The following is a 17,761-nucleotide window of genomic DNA, read 5'->3' as shown; positions in this document are numbered from 1 at the left end:
TTTTACAAAATTAACCTTATTGCTAGTCGCCTCTATTCCTGTTGGATAAGTTGAGAAGAAGTAAAACAGCGGTTTACTTCTTCTATCAGCAAGGAAAAGCCATGACAGACAGCACTTCATCTGCAGAAAATCAGTCTCTTTCCGCCGCCGAAACGCCCGTGAGTACACTCAGCGCTCGACAACGTTGGTACCAGCTAGCGCTGGTAGTGCTAGCGGCAGGCACCATCTATCCCTTGCTGTATCTGCGGCAATATTATCAACCGACGATGGTGGCTTTTTTTGGTATCAACGACCTGCAGCTCGGGCAACTCTATTCCACGCTTGGCACTGTTTTTGTGCTCTGCTATTTGCCCAGCGGCTGGCTGGCAGATCGCGTTGCGCCGCGCATCCTTATCTGTTTTTCACTCTTTACGACCGGATTGCTGGGCTACTTTTACGCCAGCAAGCCAGGGTTTGATTGGCTGCTATTGATTTTCGCCTGCTGGGGATTGTCGACAGGATTAACCTTCTGGTCGGCGGTCATCAAACGCGTGAGCTCAATTGCTCAATCCAGCGAGCGCGGACGTTTCTTTGGCATTCTGGATGGTGGACGCGGCATGGTGGAAGCGTCGCTGGCAACCGTTGCGGTGGCGTTGTTTGGCTGGTATGCCGCTCAGGGACTGGAACAAACCGGCTTTCGCAACGTCATCCTGATGTATGCCTCGCTGTGCGTCACGCTGGCGGTGATTCTGCTATTTATCCGCGATCCTGCCACCGCGCAACATCAGGATCGTGTTGCCGCACGTAATAGCAATTTGTGGCTTGATCTGAAAACCCTGGCGGCAAAACCCAATCTTTGGCTGCTGGCGAGCGTGGTGTTCTGCGGCTATCAACTGTTTTGGTCGACTTACAATTTCTCCGCCTACTTACGCACCTCCGATTACGGCGTACCCGCTGCATTGGCAGCATTTATCACCGCCGGAAAAATGTGGATGCGCCCGATTGGTGGCATCGGCGGCGGCTGGCTGGCGGATAAAATGTCTCGGGCTGGCGTACTTTGCGGCGTGTTGATCTGCGGTGCGTTGGGCATATCTGCCTTGATTCTGCTGCCAGCAGGCATCCCTCACATTGCGCTGATTGCCTTTGTGCTGTTAGTGGGTATGTTCGCCTATGCGGTGCGCGGCCTTTATTGGGCATTGCTCGATCGCTGCGACATTCCGCCGCACTGTACCGGCCTGGCGATTGGTTTGGTTTCAGTGATTGGCTATTCACCGGATATCTACCTGCCGCTGCTCAGCGGCTATCTCACCCAGCATTTCCCAGGAGCGATGGGATATCGGCTGTTCTTCAGCTATATCGTAGTGATTACCTTGTGCGGTGCCTTTGGCGCCTGGCGTTTGCACGTTCGCTTTAATCGAAAATAAGGAAGCCTGATGAAAGTCATCTCACTGGAAACTCACGTTGTTGCCGTTCCGCCTCCGCATCTTGGCGGCATGTATTGGCTGTTTGTCAAACTTAAGACCGACGACGGCATTGAAGGTGTGGGCGAAATTTATGCTGCCACTTTTCACCCTGATGCGATGGTGCCGATCATCAACGATGTGTTTGAACGCTATCTGCTGAATCAGGATCCGCATCATACCGAGCGTCTGTTCCGCCAATGTTACTCCAGCGGCTTCACGCAACGCCCCGATCTCACCATGATGGGCGTCGTCAGCGGTTTAGAAATGGCCTGTTGGGATATCGTCGGCAAGGCGGCTAATCAGCCGGTTTATCAGTTGCTGGGCGGCTTGGTTCAGCCGCGTCTGCGCTCTTATACCTATCTTTATCCGGTCAATCATCGCGGCGAATATGATTATGACGATGCGGATCTGGCGGCGGAATGTGCAGCGGAAAACGTACGCAAAGGCTTTACGGCGGTGAAATTCGATCCTGCCGGGCCTTACACCGCCTATTCCGGCCACCAACTCTCGGTTGAAGTGTTGGATCGCTGTGAACTGTTTTGCAAACGCATTCGTGAAGCGGTCGGCAGCAAAGCCGATCTGTTGTTTGGTACACATGGGCAGATGGTGCCGTCATCCGCCATTCGTTTGGCGCAGCGGCTGGAGAAGTACGATCCTTTGTGGTTTGAAGAGCCGGTGCCGCCCGGACAGCCCGAAGCGATGGGGCAAGTGGCGCGCAGCACCTCAATCCCTATCGCCGCAGGTGAACGCCTGACCACCAAATACGAATTTCACCAGTTGCTGCAAGCCGGCGCTGCCAGCATTCTGCAGATGAACGTGGCGCGGGTGGGCGGCTTGCTGGAAGCGAAGAAAATCGCCGCGCTGGCCGAGGTGCATTACGCGCAAATCGCGCCGCATCTGTATAACGGACCGATTGGCGCAGCGGCGAGCATTCAGTTAGCGGCTTGTACGCCGAACTTTTTGATTCAGGAGAGCATTGGCTGCTGGGATGGTTTTCACGCGGAAATTCTTAAGCGTCCAATTCAATGGGAAGAGGGTTATATCATTCCATCGAATGAACCAGGTCTCGGCGTTGAACTGAATATGGATGTGGTGGCGAAGCATGCGTCGTACAGCGGCAAACGCCTGCATTTACAGATGGGCGAACATCCGGCGGATGTGAAGGATTTGGCACCGGCGCGCGGATAGAAACAGGCAATAAAAAAACGGCGACATCACTGTCGCCGTTTTTATTGTTATCTGCGCATCAGAACTTGTAGTTAAAGTTCGCGCCGTACAGCCAGGCTTTACCTTCAGAGTTAAAGGTATACGGGCCTTCTTTGACGGTGACTTTCTGACCGTGCATGTAAGAAATACCCAAGTCGACGGAAGCATCTTCATTGAACGCGTATGACGCACCGGCGCTCAGCCACAGACGATCCTGATCCGGGATGGAGATAGAGCGCTTATCGGCCGGAACCGGGCTGTCATCAAAGGCGATACCGGTACGGAAGGTCCAGTTGTCGTCATAGAAGTACGAGGTACCTAACGCGATGCGATAAGCATCGTGGAAGCCTTCATCCTTATAGAACAGCGTCTGGCCATTGCTGCCGGTGGCTTTCAGCTCCTGGAATTGGCTCCAGCTGGTATACGTGAGGCTATAGTGAACCGCCCATTGTGGTGCGACTTTATGGTAGCCGGACAATTCCCACATCTCAGGCAGATTCAGCGTCAGAGAACCCGGAATGGTTGAGCCGCCGGTGCCGTAAGGCAAGCCTAACAGCTGCGCCTGTGGCAGGGAGTTCACGTAACCCGGCAGGCTACTTTTGTAATCGCCGTCAAAGTCGATTTTAACTTCTGAGCGATAGGTGAAACCGAAGCGGTTGTTCTTATCCACTTCATACAATATGCCGGCGTTCCAGCCGTAGCCCCATTCATCGCCCTTTAAATGGGCAATTTGGGTATCGGCAGGAATGCCCAGCGCTGCGCCAGATTCACCGGCATAACGCTCAATTTTCGCCTTGGCATAAACCGCATCAAAGCCGATACCGAAGCTGAAATTCTCATTCAGTCGATAAGCGGTGCTGATATTAAAGTTGCCGGTCATCAGGTCGGTTTTGCCGCCATAGCCACCTGCGGTATAGCCATTATTAAATTCGGTTGCCAGACCATAGTTGGAGGTTGCAGACGCACCAATCCACCACTGATCGTTAATCGGATGTACGTAGTGAAGATTAGGGATCCACTGATTCGGCGCAATATTCTTGGCATCAAGGCTGCGACCAGACGGGCTTTGGCCGCTAATATCGACTTCAGGATCAATATAAACCGCACCAATCGAGAAAGAAGGGCGATCCATTAACGCCATGGTTGCCGGGTTACGGCTGGCAGAGGCGGCGGTATCACCCATCGCACCTTCACCGGAATACGCACGACCTAAACCAATTGCTGAGAATTCATTCAGTTGAAAGCCCGCGGCGTAAACATGAGAACAGACGAGCGTTACTGCAGCTGCCACAGCTGACTTTGCAAACAGGTTTTTATGGTTCATGACCACAACCTCATCTAGATTTATTATTTAACGTTGTTACGTCGCGTAACAAAGAGCGGCGAATTGTAGGGACTGACGTCAAAACCACATATCAGACCAGTGCGACGAGTATAGGTCCGACCTGTGTATTTGTTGCAATATTGTTTTTTAAATATTTCTGATTTGATCGATAAAATCAGATCTGCTTAACAAAATCTTAGCGGTTCGCCTTCAACATAGCTTTCAATTTTGTTCTGGATCAATTTTTAGTGTGATATTCGTCACTTAGCGGCTTGATCGTGGATGTGAAAACCCAGCAGGCGTACACTTTGCGGCAGAAAATGATCCGATTGTGTTGAATTTATCGTCAGGAGAAAACCATGACTGATGCCATTAAAAAATGTAGTGCGAACGAAACGGCCGCCTGCTGCTGCGTAGATGTGGGAACCGTGATGGACAATACCGATTGCACCGCGAGCTGGTCTGGCGTGTTTGCCGATCGTCATGCGGCAGATGCGATGCTGGCGCATTTGACGGAGCGCGCGCGTCAGGTGGAATCCGATCCCTGCGATATTCGTGCAGAATTTGCCAACGAAGGCGATGCAGTGCGCCTGTCTATCGACTTCACCTTTGCCTGCCAGGCGGAAACCCTGATTTTCCAGCTCGGCCTACGCTAATCCCGCCGCTGCCGAAACCCCTTCGGCAGCCTTAACTCATTTTCGTGTATTCCCTCGCACTTTTTTCCTCTGCTTATTGGCTACTTAGCAACACTTAGTTAACACTGATGATCAGGTCAGACCTGTTTGGCAATGATGCCCCGGTCGAAAATTACAGGTGATTGCAATGAGCAAAGCGCAGCCGCTGCTGACGCGTCAGGGCGAACGTATCGCCATAACCCACGGATTACGCACCCCTTTTGCCCGTCAGGCGACCGATTTTCATGGCATTCCCGCGCTGGAGTTGGGACGCATGGTGATCAGCGAACTGATGGCGCGCAGTGAATTACCGGTCGAGGTTATCGATCAACTGGTGTTTGGCCAGGTGGTGCAGATGCCGGAAGCGCCGAATATTGCGCGTGAAATTGTTCTGAGCAGCGGATTAAGCGTGCATACCGATGCGTATAGCGTCAGTCGCGCCTGCGCCACCAGTTTTCAGGCGGTGGCAAACGTGGCGGAAAGTTTGATGGCGGGCACCATTGATGCCGGCATTGCCGGTGGCGCGGATTCATCCTCGGTGCTGCCGATTGGCGTCAGTAAGACGCTGGCGCGTGCGCTGGTGGATCTCAACAAAGCGCGCAGTTTCAGCCAAAAAATCAGTATCCTGCGTCGTTTGCGTCCGCGCGATCTGTTGCCGGTGCCACCGGCGGTGGCGGAGTATTCCACCGGATTACGTATGGGCGATACCGCCGAGCAGATGGCGAAAAGTCACGGCATCACGCGTGAACAGCAGGATGCGTTAGCGCTGCGTTCGCACAAGCATGCGGCGCGCGCCTGGCAATCGGGCGTGCTAAGCCAGGAAGTGATGCCGGCGTTTGTGCCGCCGTGGAAAGCGCCCATCGAGCAGGACAACAATATTCGCTTCAACGCCAGCGCCGCCGATTACGCCAAACTGCGTCCGGCATTTGATCGTCGCCACGGTTCAGTGACCGCCGCCAACAGCACGCCGCTGACCGATGGCGCGGCGGCAGTGATCCTGATGCGCGAAGGGCGCGCACGCGAACTCGGCATTCAGCCGCTCGGCTATCTGCGCAGCTACGCCTTCACGGCGATTGATGTCTGGCAGGACATGCTGCTCGGACCAGCCTACGCCTCGCCGCTGGCGCTGGACCGCGCTGGCATCACGCTCAACGATCTGACGCTGATTGATATGCATGAAGCCTTTGCCGCACAAACCTTAGCGAACCTGAAAATGTTCCGCGATGAACGCTTTGCGCGCGAGGTGTTGAATCGTCCGCATGCGCTGGGCGAAGTGAATGAAGAGCGCTTTAACGTGCTCGGCGGATCGATTGCTTATGGTCATCCGTTTGCCGCTACCGGCGCACGCATGATTACGCAAACGCTGCAGGAATTGCGGCGGCGCGGGGGCGGTTTAGGATTGGTCACCGCCTGCGCGGCGGGCGGCTTGGGCACGGCAATGGTTCTGGAGGCCGAATAATGAGCGAATCTGCCTTTCATTTACATATGCGCCTCGATCATGTCGGTGTGATTACCATCGATGTGCCGGGCGAGAAGATGAACACGCTGAAGGCCGAATTTGTGCCGCAGATCAAAGCGGTGCTGGATGAAGCGCGCAGCCATCAGGATTTAGCCGGATTAGTGTTGATCTCCGGCAAGCCAGACAACTTTGTTGCCGGTGCGGATATCAGCATGATCGCCAGCTGCAAAACGGCTGAAGAAGCTGAAGCGCTGGCAAAGCAGGGACAAGATGTGATGGCGATGATTGCCGCGCTGCCGTTTCCGGTGGTGGCGGCGATTCACGGTGCCTGCCTTGGCGGCGGCCTCGAGCTGGCGCTGGCCTGCAATGCGCGCATCTGTTCGCTGGATGACAAAACGCGCCTCGGTTTGCCGGAAGTACAGCTCGGTTTGCTGCCGGGTTCTGGCGGTACGCAACGTTTGCCGCGCCTGATTGGCTTGCAGCAGGCGCTGCCGCTAATTCTCACTGGCAAACAGCTGCGCGCCAAACAGGCACTCAAAATCGGGATTGTGGATGACGCGGTGCCGCAATCGATTCTGCTGGAAACGGCGATTGCGCGCGTACATAAAGGAAAAGGCGCTCGCCGTGAACTTTCGCGCCGCGATCGTTTGCTGCAAGGACCGATTGCCCGTCAGGTGCTGTTTTCACTGGCACAGCGTCAAACCCACAGCAAAACCCAGGGCAACTATCCTGCGGCTGACCGTATTCTTGAAGTGGTGCGCATCGGTCTGGAGCAGGGCAGCAGTGCCGGGCATGAAGCGGAAGCGCGCGCTTTTGGTCAACTGGCGATGACGCCAGAATCGGCCGCGCTGCGCAGCCTGTTCTTCGCCTCAACCGCCTTAAAGAAAGAGTCGATGGCGAGTGTTGAACCGCAAGCGCTGAAGCAGATTGGCGTGCTTGGCGGCGGATTGATGGGCGGCGGCATCGCCAGCGTCACGGCGCTGAAAGCCGGTTTGCCGGTGCGCATTAAAGACATCAATCTCAATGGCGTGAATCATGCGCTGCAATACAGCTGGGACTTGTTGAGCAACAAGGTGAAGCGGCGTCAAATGAAAGCGGCTGAACGTCAGCAGCAGATGGCGCGCATCAGCGGCGGCATCGATTATCAAGGGTTCAGCCAGCGCGATCTGGTGATCGAAGCGGTATTTGAGGATCTGGCGCTCAAGCAGCAGATGTTCAGCGAAATCGAAAGCCATTGCCAGCCGCACACCATATTTGCCTCCAATACCTCGTCGCTACCGATTGCCGACATCGCCGCGCATGCGCAGCGACCGGAAAATATTATCGGCCTGCATTACTTCAGCCCGGTGGACAAAATGCCGCTGGTGGAGGTGATTCCGCACGCCAATACCTCAGCGCAAACGCTAGCGAACACGGTGCAGCTGGCGCGGCAACAGGGTAAAACAGCGGTGGTGGTAGCAGATCGTCCTGGCTTTTATGTAAACCGCATTCTCGCGCCCTATATAAATGAAGCGATGCACTGTTTGCAGGAAGGTGAGCCGATTGAGCATATCGATCGTGCTTTAGTGAAATTCGGTTTCCCGGTTGGGCCGCTGCAGCTGCTGGACGAAGTGGGCATTGATGTCGGCAGCAAAATCAGCCCGATTCTCGAGCAGGCTTACGGTTCTCGCTTCAGCGCACCCAACGCCGCGAACGCCATTCTGGCTGACGGCAGAAAAGGGCGTAAGAACCACAAAGGGTTCTACCTCTACCAACGTTCGCGCTGGCCGGGCAAGCGCAAAGCTGATGCGTCAATCTACACGCTGTTGAACATCAAACCGCAGGCGAAGCAGAGCGAAGCGCAGATCGCCGAGCGTTGCGTATTAATGATGTTGAACGAAGCGGCACGTTGTCTGGATGAAGCGGTGATTCGGAACGCGCGCGATGGCGATATTGCAGCGGTATTTGGCATCGGTTTCCCGCCGTTTCTCGGCGGTCCGTTCCGCTATATGGATCAGCGCGGCATTGGCGAAATCGTCAAAGCATTAAGCTCATTAATGCAGCAACACGGCGAACGTTTTACGCCAAGTGAGGCGCTGATCGCATTGTCAGAACAGCAAACGAATTTTTACACTTCTGCACAATCATGAATAGGCGCACAGATTCAGCGGGTTAGTCAGAGGGCCGCGCAGCGGCAAGCGCGGCACCAATCTGAGATATGCTTATTTAATAAACAACCGGTTGACTATACTGAAGCCATTGGGGTAAAACACACCGTTCATTCGCAGAATGAAGCGTCTGGTGCTGTGGTACCGGGCGATATCGACAAACAACAGCGGTGCTTTATGCAAGTTTTTATCATGCGTCATGGCGACGCAGCTCTGGAAGCAGCGAGTGATTCAGTTCGACCTCTCACCCTCTGTGGCTGTGATGAATCGAGAGCGATGGCGAGTTGGCTCAACAGCAAAACGCCAGCAATCGATCGGGTATTAGTGAGTCCGTACTTGCGCGCTGAGCAAACGCTGGCAACGGTACGTGAAACGCTGAATTTGCCGGAAGGGCAGGATGTGTTGCCGGAACTGACGCCAGGCGGCGATCCCGCGATGGTAGCCAGCTATTTGCAGGTGCTGGCGCAGAAAGGGGTTAAATCGGCGCTGGTGATTTCGCATCTGCCGCTGGTGGGTTATTTAGTGTCTGAACTCTGCCCGCAGGAAGCGCCGCCGATGTTCGCCACCTCCGCGATAGCCTGTGTGGACTTTGATGCAGATGCCTGCGAAGGCAAGCTGGAGTGGCAGGTCAGCCCGTCAAAATTGGCTAAAGCAATTTAATTCTCTAAAATTGCAACTACTGTGGGCCGCATTCGCGGCCCTATCCTTTTGTAGCGCGGCACGTCACGGCAATTCAGGCGGATGCCACTCTTCTACCTCTATCAGCACCAGCAGCGCGGCGTCGCCGCCGAACATTTTTGGTGCCTGATGAAACGCCATCACATGCGGATGTTGTGCCAGCCACAGCGGTGTTTGCTGCTTGAGGATGTGTTTACCGTGCCCGGTCATGACGCTGGCGCAGAACAGATGCTCACGACGACAGGCGGCGATCAACGCGCCGAGCTCCTGCTTGGCCTGCATCTGCGTTAAGCCATGCAGATCGAGAAAAATTTCCGGCGTGTAATCGCCACGACGCAACTTTTTCTGCTCGTAATGGCTGACGTCTGCGCGCACGTAGCGTACCGGACCTTCGCTGGAAAGCAGCGGCTGAAACTCGTCAGAGAAATAATGACTATTATCGGCTTGCTCTGATATCAGGCGCTTTAATGGCAGTTGGCGCGTTTTTACCACCGGTTTGTGCACGATGGTGTCCTGTTTCAGCTTGCGCGTTCCGGTCATTAACTGGCGGAACATTTGCTGATCGTCCTGGCTTAGCGGCGTTTTTTTACTCATGGCTCGGTGATAGGTTCAGAAAAAGCTGGTAAACAGCCGGTGGCATACCTTAACCGTTACTGTTAACAAATGTCAGCTTTTTCACCTCGCTGCGCTGAATTCTGCCCGGCTTCGTGGCACACTATCGGCCGATTGATTTTATGGCCTGCGGAGGGCTACGTGGACAAGATATTCGTCGATGAGGCAGTGAATGAACTGCACACCATTCAGGACATGCTGCGCTGGGCTGTCAGCCGTTTTTCGGCGGCAGGCATTTGGTACGGCCACGGCACGGATAATCCCTGGGACGAAGCAGTCCAACTGGTTCTGCCCACGCTGTGGCTGCCGCTGGATATTCCAGAAGATATGCGCAATGCGCGCCTGACGGCCAGCGAGCGTCATCGCATTGTTGAGCGCGTGATTCGCCGCGTCAACGAGCGTATTCCAGTGGCGTATCTCACCAACAAAGCCTGGTTCTGCGGCCACGAATTTTACGTTGATGAGCGCGTATTAGTGCCGCGTTCACCGATTGGTGAACTGATTGAGAACCGTTTTGCCGGTTTGATCAGCTATTCGCCTAATCACATTCTCGATATGTGTACCGGCAGCGGCTGCATCGCCATTGCCTGCGCTTACGCCTTCCCGGAAGCGGAAGTGGATGCGGTGGATATCTCCACCGATGCGCTGGCGGTTGCCGAGCAGAACATCGAAGAGCACGGCCTGCTGAACCACGTTACGCCAATCCGCGCCGATCTGTTCCGCAACTTGCCGCCGGTGAAATACGATCTGATCGTCACCAATCCACCTTACGTGGATGCGGAAGATATGGACGATCTGCCGAACGAATATCGCCACGAGCCGGAACTCGGTCTGGCGGCGGGCAGCGACGGCCTGAAACTGGTGCGCCGTATTCTGGCCTGTGCGCCGGATTACCTCACCGAGCAAGGCGTGCTGATTTGCGAAGTCGGTAACAGCATGGTGCACATGATCGAACAGTATCCAGACGTGCCGTTTACCTGGCTGGAGTTTGATAACGGTGGTGACGGCGTGTTTATGCTGACGCGCGAGCAAATCGTCGCGGCACAGCATCACTTCTCATTCTACAAAGACTAAATAAGAGGGCGAGCGCTCGCCCGCAACATCGCAACAAGGAACCAGCATGGCCGGAAACAGCATCGGACAAGTTTTTCGCGTAACCACTTTTGGCGAGTCGCATGGTATTGCGCTGGGCTGCATCGTTGACGGTGTGCCGCCCGGCATTCCGCTGACGGAAGCCGACATTCAGCACGATCTCGATCGTCGTCGTCCTGGCACGTCGCGCTACACCACACAGCGCCGCGAGCCGGATCAGGTGAAAATTTTGTCCGGCGTGTTTGAGGGCGTGACGACGGGGACTTCAATCGGTCTGCTGATTGAGAACACCGACCAGCGTTCACAGGATTACGGCGCAATCAAAGATCTGTTCCGTCCTGGCCATGCCGATTATACCTACGAGCAGAAATACGGCCTGCGCGACTATCGTGGCGGCGGACGCTCTTCGGCGCGTGAAACCGCGATGCGCGTGGCGGCTGGTGCGATTGCTAAGAAGTATTTGCAGATGAAGCATGGCATCGTGGTGCGCGGCTATCTGGCGCAGATTGGCGATGTGGCCTGTGAGCTGAAAGACTGGAGCATCGTGGAAGAGAACCCGTTCTTCTGCCCGGATGCCTCTAAACTGGAAGCGCTGGATGAACTGATGCGTGGCCTGAAAAAAGAGGGCGACTCCATCGGTGCTAAAGTCACGGTGCTGGCAGAAAACGTGCCGCCGGGCTTGGGCGAGCCGGTATTTGATCGTCTGGATGCGGATTTGGCGCATGCGCTGATGAGCATCAACGCGGTGAAAGGCGTGGAGATTGGCGACGGTTTCGCAGTCATCAACCAGCGTGGCAGCCAGCATCGCGATGAAATTCGTGCCAACGGTTTCCAGAGCAACCATGCGGGTGGCATTTTGGGTGGCATCAGCAGCGGCCAAACCATCAGCGCCAATCTGGCGATGAAACCGACTTCCAGCATCACCGTGCCGGGCAACACCATCACCCGTGACGGCGAAGAAGTTGAGATGATCACCAAAGGTCGTCACGATCCGTGTGTTGGTATTCGTGCGGTGCCAATTGCCGAAGCGATGATGGCGATTGTGTTGATGGATCACCTGCTGCGCCAGCGCGCGCAAAACGGTGACGTCAACAGCAGCGTGCCGCGCTGGTAAGCCCGATGATGCGCCGTCTGCTCATCACCTGTGCCGCGCTGTTATGCAGTGCCGCCGCAGTTGCCGCCACGCCGTGGCAGCAAATTCATCAGCCGATCGCCGGCAGCCCGCAGTCGATTGGCGGTTTCGCCAACGGCTGTATTGTTGGTGCGCAACAGCTGCCGCTCAATTCACCCAATTATCAGGTGATGCGTCAGGATCAGCGTCGTTATTATGGCCATCCCGATTTGATCGCCTTTATTCAGCGTCTCAGCACCCAGGTTCATCAGCTTCAGCTGGGACAAGTGCTGATTGGCGATATGGGCATGGCGGCGGGCGGTCGTTTTAGCAGCGGCCACGCCAGCCATCAAACCGGTCTGGATGTTGATATCTGGCTGCAACTGCCGAAAACCCGCTGGACGGCGCAGCAATTGCTCAAGCCGCAGCCGCTCGATTTGGTTTCTGCCGATGATAAGCAGGTGATTTCACGTCACTGGCAACCACAAATTGATAGCCTGATTAAACTGGCAGCGAAAGACGACGAAGTCACGCGTATCTTCGTCAATCCAGCCATTAAACGGCAGCTTTGTGCCGATGCCGGTAGCGATCGTGCGTGGCTGAATAAAGTACGTCCGTGGTTTGCCCATCGCGCGCACATGCATGTGCGTTTGCGTTGCCCGGCGGGCAGTCTGGAGTGTGAAGATCAGGCTCCTCAACCAGCAGGCGATGGCTGTGGCGCTGAGCTGGATAGCTGGTTCCTGCCGAAAAAACCAGGCAGCACGCCGCCGGTGAAGAAAACGCCGCCGCCACTACCGCCGTCTTGTCAGGCTTTACTCGATAAGCATCTTCTGTAGGTATTTCAATGGATTGGTTCGTTGTTAGCCCGCTAGTCGTTGGTGTGCTGTTTTTCGTGGCAATGCTGGCGGCGTTTATCGACTCGATCGCGGGCGGTGGTGGATTGCTTACCGTGCCGTCATTGCTGGCGGCCGGACTCTCTCCAGCGCAGGCGTTAGCCACCAATAAGTTGCAATCGGTCGGTGGTTCATTCTCAGCCAGCCTCTATTTCATTCGTCGCGGCGCGGTGAAGCTGAACGAGCAGTGGCTGAATATCGCCATGACCTTTCTTGGCGCGATTGCCGGCACCATTCTGATTCAGCACCTACAAGCAGATGTGCTGCGCCAAATCTTGCCGCTGCTGCTGATCTGTATCGGTTTGTGGTTCCTGCTGATGCCGCGTTTGGGTGAAGCAGATCGCGAACGTCGTCTGCACGGTTTGCCTTATGCGCTGGTGGGCGGCGGCTGTGTCGGTTTCTACGACGGCTTTTTTGGTCCCGGCGCCGGCTCGTTCTACGCGCTGGCCTTCGTTACGCTGTGCGGCTTCAATCTGGCGAAAGCCACCGCCCACGCCAAAATCCTAAATTTCACCTCGAATTTTGGCAGTCTGCTGTTCTTTATGTTCGGCGGCAAAGTGGTGTGGGGCACCGGCGCGATTATGCTGCTCGGCGCCGTTATCGGCGCGCGCCTCGGCGCCAGACTGGTATTGAGCCGCGGTCAGAAACTGATTCGCCCCATGGTGGTGATCGTTTCTGCGGTAATGAGCGCCAAATTGTTATGGGACAGTCACGGCGGAGAATTGATGGCCTGGCTGGCCACGCTGTAATCCAACACTCGTCAAGACCGGCTGCCAATGCGACAATGGCGCCGGTTTTTTTTAAAGATTAAAAATTATGAGTACAACACACCATTACGATCAGCTGATTGCCATCTTTGATGGCTGCTTCGTTGACGATTTTCAGACCCGTCTAATTAAAGGCGACGACGAACCTATTTATCTTCCAGCGGATGAAACCTCACCGTGGAATCGCGTGGTGTTCGCGCACGGTTATTACGCCAGCGGACTACATGAAATTTCCCACTGGTGCATTGCCGGTGAAGCGCGCCGCAAGCTGGTAGATTTTGGTTATTGGTATTGCCCGGACGGACGCGATGCGCAAACGCAGAGCCAGTTCGAATCGGTTGAGGTGAAACCGCAGGCGCTGGAGTGGTTGTTCTGCGTGGCGGCGGGCTTTCCCTTCAACGTCAGTTGTGACAATCTCGAAGGCGATTGTGAGCCAGATCGCATCGCGTTTCAGCGTAAGGTTCATGCGCAAGTGATGACGTATCTGGAGCAGGGCATTCCGCTGCGACCGGCCCGTTTCATTGATGCACTGACGAATTATTACGGCACGCCGGCACTGACGGCGGCACAATTCCCCTGGCCGGAAGATCTGTAATCCGCGAAGGTTATAAGAAGAGAGGAAGAGATGATCGTAGAATTTGAAACCCGAATTCTGGCCCTGATTGACGATATGGTCGATCACGCCAGCGATGACGAGTTGTTTGCGGGCGGCTATCTGCGTGGTCATCTGACCCTGGCAGTGGCGGAGATTGAGCTGAGCGGTGAACACACGCCGGAAGCGCTGCAAACTCACGTTACCAACAGCCTGCAAAAAGCCATTGCTGCCGGTGAACTGTCGCCACGCGATCAGGCGCTGGTCACCGGCATGTGGGACAATCTGTTCCTGCAGGCACGTCAAACCGCTTAACGTCTCGGGGCGATCGCTCGCCCCGCAGATTATCGACCCGCTTTTTTACCCTTCAGCAGTTTTCGTACCCAGTAGCGATTTGGATTCATCGCCGCCAGCGTGGCAGCATCCAGCGGCTGCGGTTCGCCGCTCATCTGCGCTGCCAGCACTTCGGCCGCCAGCGGTGCGCTGCACAAGCCACGCGAACCTAATGCTCCCAATACAAACAAACCGTTGTGTACTGGCGCATCAGCTACATTTGCACCGCGCGCGCGCTGCTCCGGCAAGTCGGCATACTGCGCCAGGGTGGCGTCATAATCCGGCACGCTGCCGCTCATCGGCAGATGATCGCGCGTGGCACAGCGCACGCCGTTGCGCGCCTGGTTATTTGACACATCAACTTGCTGCGGCCATTGGCTTTCCGGCAAACAGTTGATCAGCCGCTGGCGATTCTCCTGCTGATCGTCGGCGCGGAAATCCGTCGCGGTTTCGCCGCGATGATAGCTAGCGCCGATGCAATGGGTGGCAAAGTTCGGGCTGACCGGCGTGAGATAGCCGTCGTAGCACAGCACGGTGCGCAGCGCGCCTAATGACGGATTGGTCGGCGCGTGGCTCACCTGTCCCGCCACCGCGTAGACCGGCAGCATTTTGCTTTGCTCGAGTTCCAGCAACGCGTGACCATTTGCCAGTACCACTTGGGGATGCTGCACTGGTGGCTGCTGGCTAAAGTGCAACGTCCAGTGATCTTCATCGTGCGTTAACTGCGTGACGCGATGCAGCCAGTGAAGGCGTAATCCCAGCGATTGCGCGTATTCCAGCAAATTGCTGGTTAGCTGAGAAGGCGACAGCCAGCCGCCTTGCGGATAGAAAATCCCGCCGACGCCGAGTTCGACGCCTGCCAGCTGTTGCGCTTCTTCTTTATTAACGCCGTACGCGATGTCATGCGGCAGTTCCATATTGAGCATCTGCGCGATTTTCTCCGCGCTTTTGCTATCCCAGCCCAGCTGCAACACGCCGCTCCAGTCATGTTCAAACTCCACTGGCAGCCGATCGTACAGACGTCGGGCAAAACCAAAAGCCGCCGGGAAGAAGGTGGCCAGCGCGGGATCGTGCTGGTTCAGCAGCGGATAGAGCGCGCCCTGACGATTGCCGGATGCGCCCAGCGCGGGCGCGTCATCGGCGCAATAGAGCGTCACGCGCCAACCGCGTCGCAACAGTGCCAGCGCCAATACTGCACTGGCGACGCCGCCGCCGATCAGCGCCACATCCTGGCTGCTGGCCTGCGGGCGCGCATACCACGGCTGGCTGTGCGGCAATTCTGCAGCCTGTTCCATTACGCCGACCAGCATTTCACGCTTGTGACCAAAGCCTTTGCGCTTCTGCATGCTGAAACCGGCGTCCTGCAACCCGCGCCGTACAAACCCCGATGCGGTGAAGGTCGCCAGCGTGCCGTCCGGACGGGCGAGGCGTGCCATCGCGGCAAACAGCTCTGGCGTCCACATCTCCGGATTTTTCGCCGGCGCGAAGCCATCAAGGAACCACGCATCCACCTGACGATTAAGACTGTCATCAAAGGTGTGAATTAGCGCGTTAATATCACCAAGCCAGAGATCCAGCGTGACTTCGCCGCCGTTAAACAGCAGGCGCTGACAACCCGGCAACGCCTGCGGCCACTGCTGTTGCAGCTGTTCGGCCCACGGCTGCAGCTCTGGCCAATGGGCATGTGCGGCAGCAAGATCGGCGTGCGTCAGCGGAAATTTCTCGCAGCTGATAAAGTGCAGACGCTGCAAAGTGGCGTTGGGTTGCTCATTACGGAAGCGATCGAAGGCTTGCCACAGAGTGAGAAAGTTCAGACCAGTCCCAAAACCGCTCTCGGCGACAATAAATAAATCGCGCGCATGTGCGGCAAAACGGTGTGGAATGTGGTTGCCAGCGAGGAACACATAGCGCGTTTCCTCCAGTCCATTATCGTTGGAGAAATAGACGTCGCCGAACGCTCGGGACACAGGTGTACCCTGTTCATTCCAGTTTATTTGGGCGTGTTCAACCGGGGTTAATTTCACGGGGAAAGGCTCATATTTCAGGCAGTGGCGCGAGTTTAGCGATAGACGTCACATGACGCAAATTTACAAAAGGAAATGGCTGATCGGACTTGTTCGGCTTACAACTGTACGCTAGAGTGCACGTCATCCAAATATGTGGAACGAGGATTATTGAATGAAACGTGCAGTGATTACTGGCCTGGGTATTGTTTCCAGCATTGGTAATAACCAGCAAGAAGTGCTGGCTTCTCTGCGTGAAGGCCGTTCCGGTATTACTTTCTCTGAAGAGATGAGAGATGCCGGTATGCGCAGCCACGTATGGGGCAACGTCAAACTGGATACCAACGGGCTCATCGATCGCAAAATCGTGCGTTTTATGAGTGATGCCTCTATTTATGCTTACCTTTCCATGGCCGAAGCGATCAAAGATTCTGGCCTGACTGAAGAGCAGTATCAGCAGAATCCACGTGTCGGTTTGATTGCTGGTTCTGGCGGCGGTTCTCCGCGTTATCAGGTATTTGGTGCTGACGCGATGCGTAGCCCACGCGGCCTGAAAGCGGTCGGTCCTTATGTGGTGACCAAAGCGATGGGTTCAGGTGTTTCTGCTTGCCTGGCAACCCCATTCAAAATTCACGGCGTGAACTACTCAATCAGTTCAGCCTGTGCCACTTCTGCACACTGCATCGGTAACGCGGTTGAGCAGATTCAGCTGGGCAAACAGGACATCGTTTTTGCTGGCGGCGGCGAAGAGCTGAGCTGGGAAATGGCCTGTGAGTTCGATGCGATGGGCGCACTGTCGACCAAGTACAACGAAACCCCAGAAAAAGCCTCACGTACTTACGATGCCAACCGTGACGGTTTCGTCATCGCTGGCGGCGGCGGTATGGTGGTGGTTGAAGAGCTGGAACACGCTCTGGCTCGTGGCGCGCACATCTACGCTGAGATCGTTGGCTACGGCGCAACCTCAGATGGCGCAGATATGGTAGCTCCTTCAGGCGAAGGCGCAGTGCGCTGCATGAAGATGGCGATGCAAGGTCTCGATACCCCAATCGATTACCTCAACACCCACGGCACCTCTACGCCGGTTGGTGATGTGAAAGAGCTGGGTGCGATTCGCGAAGTGTTCGGCGATAACTGCCCATCACTGTCTGCTACCAAAGCTATGACCGGTCACTCACTGGGTGCGGCGGGCGTGCAGGAAGCGATCTACACCTTGCTGATGCTGGAGCACGGTTTCATCGCGCCAAGCATCAACGTGGAAGAGCTGGATGAAGCGGGTAAAGGTCTGAACATCGTGACCAAGCCAACTGAAAAAGCGCTGACCACCGTGATGTCCAACAGCTTTGGTTTTGGCGGCACTAACGCAACTCTTACCATGCGTAAGTTGCCAGCATAATCCCGTAGGGTCGCCATTCATGGCGACCTAAT

16 protein-coding genes are annotated in these 17,761 nt (G+C 55.6%); 13 read left to right on the top strand and 3 right to left on the bottom strand.

Translation table 11 applies throughout. The features are described from left to right. Window positions 1-101 precede the first annotated feature (101 nt). Window positions 102-1,403, top strand: coding sequence for an MFS transporter (locus VIJ98_RS13650; RefSeq protein ID WP_323274473.1), 1,302 nt, complete (start codon window positions 102-104; stop codon window positions 1,401-1,403). Between the two features lie 9 nt (window positions 1,404-1,412). Then, window positions 1,413-2,630 (top strand): mandelate racemase/muconate lactonizing enzyme family protein, encoded by a 1,218-nt coding sequence (locus VIJ98_RS13645; protein ID WP_258143686.1) that lies wholly within the window; start codon window positions 1,413-1,415, stop codon window positions 2,628-2,630. 58 nt (window positions 2,631-2,688) lie between these two features. On the opposite strand, the gene fadL is transcribed toward VIJ98_RS13645, so the two are convergent. Then, a complete protein-coding gene (gene fadL / locus VIJ98_RS13640) occupies window positions 2,689-3,972 on the bottom strand; it encodes a long-chain fatty acid transporter FadL (protein WP_008101276.1) in 1,284 nt (427 codons plus the stop codon). 359 nt (window positions 3,973-4,331) lie between these two features. Here fadL and VIJ98_RS13635 point away from each other — a divergent pair, with 359 nt between their 5' ends. The 4 genes from VIJ98_RS13635 to sixA all read left to right on the top strand — a co-directional run bounded on the left by VIJ98_RS13635 (window position 4,332) and on the right by sixA (window position 8,912). Continuing rightward, window positions 4,332-4,628 (top strand): YfcZ/YiiS family protein, encoded by a 297-nt coding sequence (locus VIJ98_RS13635; protein ID WP_073980747.1) that lies wholly within the window; start codon window positions 4,332-4,334, stop codon window positions 4,626-4,628. Between the two features lie 166 nt (window positions 4,629-4,794). Then, complete coding sequence (gene fadI, locus VIJ98_RS13630; protein WP_323274470.1) at window positions 4,795-6,105, top strand: acetyl-CoA C-acyltransferase FadI; 1,311 nt, start codon at window positions 4,795-4,797, stop codon at window positions 6,103-6,105. Then, window positions 6,105-8,234: a fatty acid oxidation complex subunit alpha FadJ gene (gene fadJ / locus VIJ98_RS13625; protein ID WP_323274468.1), complete on the top strand. Its 2,130-nt coding sequence runs from the start codon at window positions 6,105-6,107 to the stop codon at window positions 8,232-8,234. Before fadI ends, fadJ begins: the two co-directional genes overlap by 1 nt. Window positions 8,235-8,429: 195 nt before the next feature. Next, on the top strand, window positions 8,430-8,912 hold the full coding sequence (sixA, locus tag VIJ98_RS13620; protein WP_036647371.1) for a phosphohistidine phosphatase SixA: 483 nt from the start codon (window positions 8,430-8,432) through the stop codon (window positions 8,910-8,912). A 63-nt stretch (window positions 8,913-8,975) separates the two neighbouring features. Here sixA and smrB read toward each other — a convergent pair whose 3' ends face one another. After that, window positions 8,976-9,524: an endonuclease SmrB gene (gene smrB / locus VIJ98_RS13615; RefSeq protein ID WP_323274466.1), complete on the bottom strand. Its 549-nt coding sequence runs from the start codon at window positions 9,522-9,524 to the stop codon at window positions 8,976-8,978. Between the two features lie 159 nt (window positions 9,525-9,683). Between smrB and prmB the strand changes: the two genes are divergently transcribed. From prmB to VIJ98_RS13585, 6 genes are all read left to right on the top strand, one after another. Then, a complete protein-coding gene (gene prmB, locus VIJ98_RS13610; RefSeq protein ID WP_323274464.1) occupies window positions 9,684-10,616 on the top strand; it encodes a 50S ribosomal protein L3 N(5)-glutamine methyltransferase in 933 nt (310 codons plus the stop codon). Window positions 10,617-10,662: 46 nt separating this feature from the next. Further along, on the top strand, window positions 10,663-11,748 hold the full coding sequence (aroC, locus tag VIJ98_RS13605; protein ID WP_008101259.1) for a chorismate synthase: 1,086 nt from the start codon (window positions 10,663-10,665) through the stop codon (window positions 11,746-11,748). Window positions 11,749-11,756: 8 nt separating this feature from the next. After that, complete coding sequence (mepA, locus tag VIJ98_RS13600; protein ID WP_258145195.1) at window positions 11,757-12,581, top strand: penicillin-insensitive murein endopeptidase; 825 nt, start codon at window positions 11,757-11,759, stop codon at window positions 12,579-12,581. 8 nt (window positions 12,582-12,589) lie between these two features. Beyond that, window positions 12,590-13,387, top strand: a complete 798-nt coding sequence (locus tag VIJ98_RS13595) for a sulfite exporter TauE/SafE family protein (protein ID WP_008101255.1) — start codon at window positions 12,590-12,592, stop codon at window positions 13,385-13,387. A 67-nt stretch (window positions 13,388-13,454) separates the two neighbouring features. Next, window positions 13,455-14,000 carry an elongation factor P hydroxylase gene (locus VIJ98_RS13590; RefSeq protein WP_008101253.1) on the top strand — a complete coding sequence of 182 codons (546 nt, stop codon included), beginning with the start codon at window positions 13,455-13,457 and terminating at the stop codon, window positions 13,998-14,000. A gap of 30 nt (window positions 14,001-14,030) precedes the next feature. Beyond that, complete coding sequence (locus tag VIJ98_RS13585; RefSeq protein WP_008101252.1) at window positions 14,031-14,312, top strand: YfcL family protein; 282 nt, start codon at window positions 14,031-14,033, stop codon at window positions 14,310-14,312. A 29-nt stretch (window positions 14,313-14,341) separates the two neighbouring features. On the opposite strand, the gene mnmC is transcribed toward VIJ98_RS13585, so the two are convergent. Continuing rightward, entirely contained in the window at window positions 14,342-16,354 is a 2,013-nt protein-coding gene (gene mnmC / locus VIJ98_RS13580; protein WP_323274462.1) for a bifunctional tRNA (5-methylaminomethyl-2-thiouridine)(34)-methyltransferase MnmD/FAD-dependent 5-carboxymethylaminomethyl-2-thiouridine(34) oxidoreductase MnmC, read from the bottom strand. Between the two features lie 154 nt (window positions 16,355-16,508). On the opposite strand from mnmC, the gene fabB reads away from it, so the two are divergent. Next, window positions 16,509-17,729, top strand: a complete 1,221-nt coding sequence (fabB, locus tag VIJ98_RS13575; protein ID WP_008101249.1) for a beta-ketoacyl-ACP synthase I — start codon at window positions 16,509-16,511, stop codon at window positions 17,727-17,729. Window positions 17,730-17,761 lie beyond the last annotated feature (32 nt).

Origin of the sequence: Pantoea sp. S18 (genome assembly GCF_045689705.1) — a bacterium.
In the GTDB taxonomy this organism is placed as follows: Bacteria; Pseudomonadota; Gammaproteobacteria; order Enterobacterales; family Enterobacteriaceae; genus Pantoea; species Pantoea symbiotica.
This window is presented reverse-complemented; position numbering and strand designations above follow the sequence as displayed.